The 1,286-nt window shown below is 61.1% G+C and carries 1 protein-coding gene; it reads right to left on the reverse strand.

What is annotated here, in order from left to right; all coding sequences use genetic code 11:
* Nucleotides 1–39: 39 nt before the first annotated feature.
* Nucleotides 40–1,237 (reverse strand): IS3 family transposase gene (locus MJ602_RS16645; RefSeq protein WP_243021862.1). Its coding sequence is split into 2 segments (ribosomal slippage): nucleotides 40–943 and nucleotides 942–1,237, totalling 1,200 coding nucleotides; the frame shifts between segments, so codons are not numbered across the junction.
* Between the last annotated feature and the right edge of the window lie 49 nt (nucleotides 1,238–1,286).

Genomic DNA, 1,286 nt, shown 5'->3' on the forward strand with positions numbered 1-1,286 from the left:
TGACCTTGCCCCTGTTTCGTGTAGCTCTTAACCCACGATTCACGCGGCCTTTTTACGCTGTGCCTCGTACCAGCGATGCTCGTACTGCATCGGGCTGAGGTAGTCCAGCGATGAATGCAGCCTGCGGTGATTGTAGAAGGCCATCCAGTCCATCACCGCCTGCCTGGCCTGCTCACGGGTAGCGAATTTGTGCCCATGCACGCTGGCTGTTTTCAGCCGGCCCCAGAAACTCTCGGTCGGTGCGTTGTCCCAGCAGTTGCCTTTGCGGCTCATCGATGAACGCATGCCCCAGTCCTTCAAGGCATCCTGGAACTCATGGCTGCAATACTGGCTGCCCCGGTCGCTGTGGAATATCACCCCAGGTGGCGGCCTGCGGCGCCACCACGCCATGGTCAGCGCGTCCTTGACCAGGCTGACCTGCATGTGCGACTGCAGGCTCCAGCCCACCACCTGGCGGCTAAACAGGTCGATGACGGCGGCCAGGTACAGCCAGCCTTCGTCGGTTTGGATGTAGGTGATGTCGCCACTCCAGAGCTGGTTGGGAGCTTCAGGGTTGAAGCGCCGCTGCACCAAGTCGGGCGCCACCGGCAGGCTGTGGCGGCTATCGGTGGTCACCACGAACTTGCGCTTCGTTTTGGCCTTGATGCCATGCTGCTGCATGAGCTTGCGAACCCGGTCTTTGCCCACCCGGATGCCTCGGGCCACAAGCTCCTTGTGCATGCGTGGCCAGCCGTATTCGCCCTTGACCTCGGCGTGGATGGCGCGCATGTACGCCAGCAGGGCTTCGTCGCTGTGACGCCGGGCAGGTCCACCGTGGCCAGCCTGCCGCCGGCGCAGCCAGTTGAAGTACCCGCTCGCGCTGACCTCCAGCACCCCACAGGACACACTCACCGGGTACAGCTTTCTCATTTGGTGAATCCAGGCGTACCTCGCAGCGTGTCCTGCGGAAGGTAGCCGCGGCTTTTTTTGCGATGTAGCGCTCCATGCGAAGGCGAGCATTCTCTGCACGCAACCGGGCTATCTCCATCTGCTCGGGCGAGATATGGATTCTCTTGTCACCACCGCCCGTACCGTCCAATTCTCCCTTGGCTGACAGCCGCACCCAGTTGCCCAGGCTCGCTTTGGGAATGCCCAGTACCTTGGCCACCACCGCAATCGCCTGACCCGAGCGAACCTGCCGAACAGCCTCCTGCTTGAACTCTCGCGTGTACTGCGCACGCACTTGCTTGTCACTCATCTCTGAACTCCTTGTCGGTATTTTCAACAAGGGTTAAGAACTCCACTTT

It is taken from the genome of Simplicispira sedimenti (assembly GCF_022760965.1).
GTDB lineage: Bacteria > Pseudomonadota > Gammaproteobacteria > Burkholderiales > Burkholderiaceae_C > Simplicispira > Simplicispira sedimenti.